This window comes from Herbiconiux sp. VKM Ac-2851, assembly GCF_013205105.1.
Taxonomy (GTDB): Bacteria; Actinomycetota; Actinomycetes; order Actinomycetales; family Microbacteriaceae; genus Herbiconiux; species Herbiconiux flava.
The window spans coordinates 1,043,585-1,052,417 of sequence record NZ_JABMLJ010000002.1 but is presented as its reverse complement, the minus strand read 5'-3'; the positions used below and the strand labels follow the sequence as shown (position 1 = coordinate 1,052,417).

Genomic DNA, 8,833 nt, shown 5'->3' with positions numbered 1-8,833 from the left:
TCGGTGGTCGTGGTCAGGTGGTGCAGGCGGTGAGGGATTCGACGGCCGGGGAGAGCACCGTGGTTCCGCCGAGCAGGGTGACCTGCTGGGCGCCGAGGGCGGTGATCTGCGTCAGCGTGTCTGCCGGGATGCAGTCGGTCTGCACCGTGAACAGGGGCGCATCCACGGCGGGGGCGAAGGCCGAGCCCGAGAGGGCGTCGGGGAAGTTCGCTCCGGTGGCGAGCACGACCCGGTCGGCTTTCTCGATGAAGAAGGCGTTGATCGCCCTCGAGGACCCGAAGCGGTCCTCGCCGGCCAGGCGGGTGACGGTGGCGACCTTCGCCACGTCGTCCGCCAGGGCCGCGGTGACCGCGTCGGTGCCGCCGACGATCACGACGTCCTTCGCGGCCAGCTTCGCGAGCAGCGCCTTGGTGGCGCTGTCGAGGGAGGTCGCTGCGCCGTCGATGAGGATGACCGGGGCTTTCCCGTTCACCGCTGCGCCCGCGGAGAGCGCGTCGGGGAAGGTGCGACCCGTGGCGAGCACGACCTGTGCGGCTCCGTCGGGGAACGCCGCTTCCGCGATGCTTCGGGAGGCGGCGAACCGGTCGGCCCCTCCGATGCGGGTGACGTCCCCGATCGTGCCGAGCTCCTTCTCGACCTTCTTGCCGATGGCGTTCGGTCCGCCGACGATGACGATCTTCGACGGGTCCAGACGCTTGAGTTCGGTCAGGATCGGTGCCGGGATGCGGTCACCGAGGGTGAGCAGCACGGGCGCCTTGGCGATGGTCGCCGCCGGGGCTGCGGACAGGGCATCCGGGAACGCCTGCCCCGACGCGACGTAGACGGTCGAGGCCCCGGACGGGAACCCGGCCGCCGACGTCGCCGCCGACACCTCGTACCGATCGCCGCCCGCGATCCGGTCGACCGCCGTCGAGACCGGCGCCGCGGCGAAGACCTGCACCTCGCGGAGGCCGGACGACCCCTGCGTCGGCTCCTCGCCCCACGCCTGCATCAGCACGCGCAGCCGGTCGGTGCTCACCCGATCGAACGCGATGCTGTTGGGGGCGACCCGATCACGGCCGTACTCCCCCGCCGTCTCGACGTCGCGCCAGTCGTTCGCGGCGATGTCGAAGTACTGCACGCGCCAGCTGCGCGGCACGATCACCCCGGCGCCTGCCGACTCGTCCTGGTCGGTGAAGAAGCTCACGTCGGCACGATCGACGTCGACCAGCCGCGGCCACTCCAGCTGCACCCACTGCTCCCCGACCTCGGGCCAGGTGCCCCACCCCGGGGCCTCGGCCGAGGCGTCGCCGTCGTTGACCCAGGAGACCTGGGTCCACGGTGACGAGTACGAGGCGGTGGCGGTGGCGAGGCCGGCGATGTCGCCCTCGAGCGGGGTGCTGTCGGCGGCCGGGATGGTCACCGACTGCGTCGCCGAGACGTTGCCCGCGGCATCCGTCGCCCGGTAGTGCACCTCGGTGCGGGTGGCGTCGGCCACCACGGGGCCGGTGTACGGCGCCCACGAGGCCCGGTCGCCCAGGGAGACCTCGAGCGAGGCCACCCCCGATCCGGCGTCGCTCGCGCTGAGCGAGACCCGGCGGGCGGACAGCTCGACGGCCGGCGTGACCACCGGTGCCGCGCGGTCGAGCCGCACGGTGAGGGCGGTCTCGGCCGAGACGTTGCCCGCCGCATCCGTCGCCCTCGCCTCGATCAGGGTCTCGCCGTCGTCGGAGACGGGCACGTCGACGGTGCGCGTGTTGTCGGTGGCCGTCCAGGCGCCGCTGTCGACCCGCACCTCGACACGCATGCGGAGGTCGCGGTCGTCGGTGGCCGAGGCGCGCACGGTGGTCGCCGCGCGGAACCAGCCCGACGGCGGAACCGCGCTCGTCGGCGCGAGCACGACCTCGGGTGCGGTGGTGTCCTCACCGGGAACGGTGTCGCCCGTGACCGTGATCGCGGCGGTCACCTCCTCGGCGGCGTAGCCCTCGGCGAAGCCCTGCACCGAGAAGGTGCCGGGGCGGGAGACGTCCACGGGGTCGATGGCGTCCCAGAGCACGGGCGTCGTCGAGGTGCTGCCGTCGGCCTGGTCGAGCGTCACGGTCGCGGGCAGTTCGGGCAGCGCGCCGGCGGCGGTCGTGATCGAGACCGGCCGGTAGCCGGTGGGCTGTGCGGCCCCCACCTCCCACTCCTCGACGGCGAGGCCCGAGAAGCTGCCGTCGCCCGGCGAGGCCTGCAGGGCGAGCCGGATGCCCGTGGTGGTCACCGGGGCGAAGCTCACGCTCTGCGGCTCGTCGGTCGAGGTGCCGTAGCCGCTCGGGTCGGCGACGTCGGCCCAGTCGCCGGAGGCGTCGCGGTACTGCAGCAGCCAGGAGGCCGGGTTCGAGACGCCGTCGCCGGAGCCCGGCTCGGAGTCGCGCCAGAAGTCGACGGTGCTCGAGTCGATGCGGCGGGGCTCGGCCCAGTCGTACTGCAGCCACTCCGACTCCGGACGGTCGCCGGAGTAGTTGCCCCACATGTCCGGCGGCAGAGGGTTGGGGCGCACGAGCTCGTCGTTCAGGGCACGGATCCAGTACTGCGCGGGGACGGGCTGGTTCGACGCGGAGGCCGTGGCCCACGGAGCGATGTTCGCCCGCGGGGTGCGATCGATCTGCTTCACGGGGGTCTGCACGACCTCCTCGATGCGGGCGGGGCTGACCGAGTCGTCCCAGTTCAGCTCGTCGATGGCGACCGAGCGGCGGAAGTGGTTGCCACCCGCGGCGTCGGCTGTGTGGTAAACGATGTACCACCGGCCGTCGAACTCGGTGATCGCCGGGTGGCTGGTGGTCGAGGAGACCGGGGCGAGCACCCGGCCCGCGTAGCTCCACGGGCCCATCGGCCCGGGGCTCGTGGCGTAGGAGATGCACGCGTGGTAGACGGCCTCGGTGCAGTTCGGCCCCACGTCGTTCGCCGCGTAGGCGAGGTAGTAGGTCTCGCCACGCTTGAAGATCCAGGGTGCCTCGAAGAAGCCGTCGGTTCCGGTGACCGTGATCGGCTCGCCGATCAGCGTGGTCATCCCGGGGTCGAGCTCGACCGCGCGCATCTGGCCGAAGGTGCCCCAGTAGAGGTACACCCGGCCGTCGTCGTCGGTGAGGATCGTCGGGTCGATGTTCTGGATGTCGTTGCCCAGGATCTTCTGCGAGATCAGCGGGGCCCCGATGGCGTCGCTCCACGGGCCCGCCGGGCTGTCGGCGACGGCGACGCCGATGGCGAAGGCGTCGGCGCTGCCGGGGTCGCGCTGGGCCACCGGCACGTACCAGTAGTGCCGTCCGTCGGCGCCCGTGACGGCCTGGCCGGCATAGGCCCGGCCGGGCGTCGCCCAGGCGAAGGCCTCCTCCGGTCGCATCACGTCGGGGGTGTGCTGCCACACGCCGGAGTCGACGTCGGTCGTCGAGAACGTCTGCCACTCGTTCATCACGAAGTCGTTCTGGGTCGGGCCCGCCTCGTCGCGGCCGGCGAAGACGTAGAGCGTGTCGCCGTCGACCAGGGTGGCCGGGTCGGCGGAGTAGTACGAGCCGTCGGAGAGGATCGGGTTGACCGTCTCGGCCCGCGCGGCGGTCGCCGCGCCGGCCAGGACGGCGGAGCCCGCGAGCACGGCGCCCACGGTCAGGAGGGCTGCGGCCCGCCGCACCGAGGTGCGGGCGGCGGGCCGGATCTGCGTGGTCGTCATGCTCGCGGGCCGGGTCACTCGGCCGGGCAGGCGGTGAGGGATTCGACAGCCGGGGAGAGCACCGTCGTGCCGCCGAGCAGGGTGACCTGCGTGGCGCCGAGGGCGGTGATCTGCGTCAGGGTCTCGGCCGGGATGCAGTCGGTCTGCACCGTGAACAGCGGGGCGTCGACGGCGGGCGCGAACGCCGAGCCCGAGAGGGCGTCGGGGAAGTTCGCTCCGGTGGCCAGCACGACCCGGTCGGCCTTCTCGATGAAGAAGGCGTTGATCGCCCGGGATGACGCGTACCGGTCCTCGCCGCCGAGGCGGGTGGCCGTGGCGAGCTTCGCCGCGGCGGTCTCGACGCCTGCCGAGACCGCGTCGGTTCCACCGGCGATCACGATCGTCTTCACGCCCAGCTTCGTCAGCAGCGCCGTGGTGGCGCTGTCGAGGGAGGAAGCCGTGCCGTCGATCAGGATGACCGGGCCGGTGCCCTTCACCGCGGCTCCCGCCGACAGGGCGTCGGGGAAGGTGCGGCCGGTGGCGAGCACCGCCACCTCGGCGCCGTCGGGGAAGGACGCCTCGGCGACGCTCCGCGACGCGGCGAACCGGTCGGCGCCGCCGATGCGGGTGACGTCTCCGATCGTGCCGAGCTCCGTCTCGACCTTCTTGCCGACCGCGTCGGTGCCACCGACGATGACGATCTTCGACGGGTCCAGCCGCTTGAGTTCGGCCAGCACGGGCGCCGGGATGCGGTCACCGAGGGTGAGCAGCACCGGCGCACCGGCGATGGTCGCCGCCGGGGCTGCCGAGAGGGCATCCGGGAACGCCTGACCCGACGCGATGTAGACCGTGTCAGAGCCGGACGGGAACCCGGCCGCCGACGTCGCCGCCGACACCTCGTACCGGTCGGCGCCCGCGATGCGGTCGACCGACGGGCCGGTCGGGTCGGGGCCGGGGCCCGTTCCGGTCACGGTCACGGTCGCGGTGGCGCCGAGCGGCGAGCCGTCGACCGTGCCCGACACCGTGAAGCTGCCGGGAGCGGCGTACTGCGCCGGGTCGATGGCCGCCCACTCGACGGCGACGCCGCTCTGGCGCGATCCGTCGTTGTACTGCACGGTCACGGTCGTCGGCAGGCTGGGTGCCCGGCCGGCCGGGGTCGAGACCGCCACCGCGTCGACCGTGGTGATCTGGCCGGGAGGCGTCGCCCTCACCCACACCGTGGCGCTGGCGGGGAGGGATGCTCCGGTGACCACACCGGTCACCGTGAAGCTTCCCTCGCCGGCGACCTTCGCGGGGTCGATGGCGGGCCAGCTCACCGCGAGCTCGGCCCGCGAGCCGTCGGCGTAGACGCCGGTGACCGTGGCGGGCAGCTCGGGCACGGTGCCGACCGAGGTGCGCACCGCGACCGGGTCGAGCGAGACGGGCGCCACGGCGAACACCTGGAACTCACTCACGCCCACTCCGGCGTAGGTGGTGCCGTTCGACGAGGCGGCGAAGGTGGCGCGGAGCTTCGTGGTGGTGACCTGGTCGAAGGTGACCGAGTTCACCGCGTCGCCCTCGCGGCCGTAGCCCGACGGGTTCGAGACCTCGACCCAGGCCGAGCCGTCCCATGCCTCGAGCTTCCAGCTCTTCGGCACGGCGACACCGTCTCCGACGTCGTCACCGTCCTGGTCGCGCCAGAACGAGAGGTCGACCTTGTCGATGCGCTGCGGCTCCGACCAGTCGTACTGCAGCCACTGGCTCTCCGGGCGCTCGCCCGACCAGGTGCCCCACAGCATGTCGTTCGACCCGCCGGTGAACATCGACGTCCCGTCCTTGACGGCGTCGATGTTCGTCCAGGGGGAGGTGTAGGAGGCCGTCGGTGTTCCCGCGGGGGCCACGTTCACGCCTCCGGCGGGCAGACCGCCCTGCACGGTGACGTCCTTCTCGGCCGAGAGCACGCCGTCGCTGCCGCTGAGCCGCAGCACGTACTCGCCCTCGACCGTGAAGCTCGCAGTGGTGCTGGCCGAGGCCGGGTCGGCGAAGATCGCCTCGCCGCCCTCCGGTGCGCTCACGACGCTCCATCCGGAGGTGAGGGCATCGCCCGGGAGGCCGTCGTCCTTCACCGTCCCGACGAGCTTCGTCCGACCGGGCACGGAGCCCTTCACGTCGACGTAGGCGTCGACGAACGGGGCGACGTTGCTCGCCGCGGGCGCCGCGATGCCGGTGGCGAAGGCCTCGACCTCCTTCAGTCCCGTCTTCATCCCCGGTGCGTGCACCACGGTGACGCGGAGCTTGTCGGTCGTGATCGCCGGGAACTGCACCCGGTTGTAGTTCGCCGTCGGGTACTGCGGGGTGCGCGCCTGGGAAGCGACCGGCTTCCAGGTGCCGCCGTCGTCGTACTCGACGAGGTAGTTCTGCGGTTCGGAGTAGCCCTGCACCGTGGCGGTGCTGGAGCTCTGGTAGAAGTACAGCCGCACGTCGTCGACGGTCTTCGCCGCACCGAGGTCGACGGTCAGAGTGTCACTCGCGTTCGGCGACCCGGCCGTGCCCCAGAAGGGCTCGTTGATCGTCGTGCCGTTCACCGCGGCGGCGGCCGGGCGGCCGTCCGCCTCGAACGAGGCCGTCACGTCGGCGCCCGCGGCGAGGTTCTCGGACGATGCGCTGGCCTCGTCGATCTCCTTGCCGGCCTTGGCGAAGACGTCGGTCACCCGGTCGTCCGCGGTGTACGCGACCTCGTTGGCCTGCTTGACCGACGAGGCGACCGAGCTCAGCACGGCCGTGCCGTCATCGACGGTCACGTCACCGGTGGCCGGGTCGTAGACCACGTGCGAGAGCGAGTCGACCGTGAAGGCGAGCTTCCCGTCGAGGAACACGGAGTAGCCCTCGGGCACGTCGTCGCCGTAGTGGCGCTCACCGCCGGGGGCGTCCCAGGTGATGGTGAGGTCGTGGTCGCGGAACCGGATGTTGTTCGCGGTGAAGTGGTCCCAGCCGATGTCGATCGGGTCGAGCTCGATCTTGGCGTCGTCCCGGGAGCGGAGCCCCATGGTGTCCTCGATCATCGTGAAGTTCGTCGCACCGAGGATGGTGTGGTGGATCCACGAGCGGTAGTCGATCTTCGCCGGGTCGGCCGAGCCGCCGGCCCAGAACTCGTTCTGGTCGGGCAGACGGTTGTCGCCGCCGTTCTGGTAGTGCGCCCAGGCGTTCCAGTAGAGCAGCTTCTTGTACGACTCCGGGGTGATCGCGTCGGTGTCGTAGTCGCGGAGCACCGAGGAGAACAGCCGGAACAGCACGGTCGAGTTGATGACCGAGAAGTTGTTGCTGCCGGGGAAGCCCTCCGCCGCGGCCTCGGCCTTGTCGGCCTGGTTCGCGGTGAAGAACGGGAAGATCGGGTACTGGCCGTCGTCGGCGAACAGGCGCAGGGCGTCCTCGTAGTCGTCGGCGTGGTCGGCGTCGCCCTTCTTGGGCACGAGTCCCACCGAGAACGGGTAGAAGTTGTTCGTCTCCTTCCACTTCGCCAGCTGGCCGTCGCTCGTGAAGCGGTGCTTGAACAGGTTCGCGTCGTCGTCCCAGAGCAGCTCGAGCACCTTGGACTTGATGTCGGCGGCGAACTGGCGCATCTTCTCCGCCTTCGCGGTGTCGCCGGCGGCGTCGAAGGCCGAGGCCGCGGCGAGCGCGTTGGCGTAGAGGTAGGCGTTCTCGGTGCGGTCCATCGAGGCGCCCGGGCGCTCGTCGAACGACACCGCGTCGGCGTCGTTGCCCGTCATCGCGGCCCAGTTGTAGTCGATCAGCCCGCTGTCGTCGGTGTCGTAGGCGTCGATCAGCCCCTCGACGTCGTTGGCGGCGTAGGTGCCGAGGCTCTCGGCGATGGGCGTCGGCCCGCCGTGCAGCTGGTAGGAGCGCCAAGCCGCGTCGGAGATGTACTGGGTGTAGCTGTTGCTCCAGTTGGCGGGGTCGCCGGGGTTGTCGACGAACTTGTAGCTCTTCGCGGCCTCGCCGGCCGAGACCCAGGTGCCGTAGGCGTAGGCCGGGTCGCGGAAGTACTTCAGGTCGTCGATGAACATGCCCGAGGTGAGCACGATGGCGTTGTTGTAGCCCAGCGAGCCTTCGACCGCGGTGGGGAACTGGAACGTGTTGCCGGGTGCGTCGGCGTCGAGGAAGTTGAACCGCATCAGCCACCAGCGGTAGTAGAGCGTCTTGTCGATGTTGTCCTCGGGGGTGTCGAGGTAGGGCACGTTGTCGGCCCACCACGCGTTGTAGGCCGTGACGTGGGTCGTGTAGGCCGAGGCCGCGTCGGCGGCCCGGTACGCGTCGTACTCGGTGCGCGAGGTCTCGGTCTCGGGGGTGACGAAGCCGAGCTGCACCTTCGTGGTGGCGCTGCCGCCGGCCGGCACCTCGACCGCACCTGTGAGGGCGCCGTCGGCGACCGTCATGCCGTCGCCCGAGAATCGCGGGTAGACGGTGGTGACGTCGTTCAGCGCCTTCACCACTCCGGTCAGCTCGTCGCCCTCGGCGACGGTGGTGTAGGGCGACGAGGCGCCGAGGGTGACGCTCTTGGCGCCCCCGCTCGAGCGCAGCTCGACGCCGGTCACGGCGACGTTGCCGTCGGTGATGTACTTCGTCTCGACCACGGTGAGCTCGGCGTCGGAGGTGGTGAACACGCTCCGCCAGTAGCTCGGGGTCTGCTTGCGCTGGTCGGTCGCCTCGGTGAGGGTGAGCGGCTGGCCGTCGACCGTGACCGTGATCGTGTAGGCGCCGCGTCCGTCGATCGACTCCCAGTAGGCGACGTCGCCACCGAAGCCGAGCACCGAGGGGTCGTGGGTCTTCATGAACACGGACTTGCCGCGGGAGAACATCCACTGGTTCTCGTCACCGAAGCTGCCGTCGGTGCCGGTGCGCACGAGCATCCGGTCGAACCAGAAGTCGGAGTCGGGCGAGCTGCCCGCGCCGGCCGCGACGTCGGCGTCGAAGATGGCGCCGAGCTCGTTGCGGGAGTCGTAGGCGACGCCGGTGTCGGGCACCGGGTTCGCCGAGCCGTTGAACACCGGGTAGCCGAGCTCGGCGTTCGGCGCGGCGGCGGCGGGCGAGGCCAGGGCGCCGGTGATGACCGCGGCCGTCACCAGCCCGGCGACGGTCGTGCGGGCGGCGGATGCCGACCGGGGGCGGGGTCTGGACATGGTCATGGTCTCC

General features: G+C 71.4%; 2 protein-coding genes. Both read right to left on the bottom strand.

Translation table 11 applies throughout. From position 1 onward, the window contains the following. Positions 1-13: 13 nt before the first annotated feature. Positions 14-3,685 (bottom strand): cell wall-binding repeat-containing protein, encoded by a 3,672-nt coding sequence (locus tag HQQ85_RS11565; RefSeq protein WP_173182615.1) that lies wholly within the window; start codon positions 3,683-3,685, stop codon positions 14-16. Between the two features lie 14 nt (positions 3,686-3,699). Then, positions 3,700-8,826, bottom strand: a complete 5,127-nt coding sequence (locus tag HQQ85_RS11560; RefSeq protein WP_173182614.1) for a cell wall-binding repeat-containing protein — start codon at positions 8,824-8,826, stop codon at positions 3,700-3,702. Positions 8,827-8,833: the final 7 nt, after the last annotated feature.

Excerpts from the sequence above, each read along its gene's own strand:
- HQQ85_RS11565 (WP_173182615.1), bottom strand. The coding sequence starts at position 3,685 with ATGACGACCACGCAGATCCGGCCCGCCGCCCGCACCTCGGTGCGGCGG.
- HQQ85_RS11560 (WP_173182614.1), bottom strand. The coding sequence starts at position 8,826 with ATGACCATGTCCAGACCCCGCCCCCGGTCGGCATCCGCCGCCCGCACG.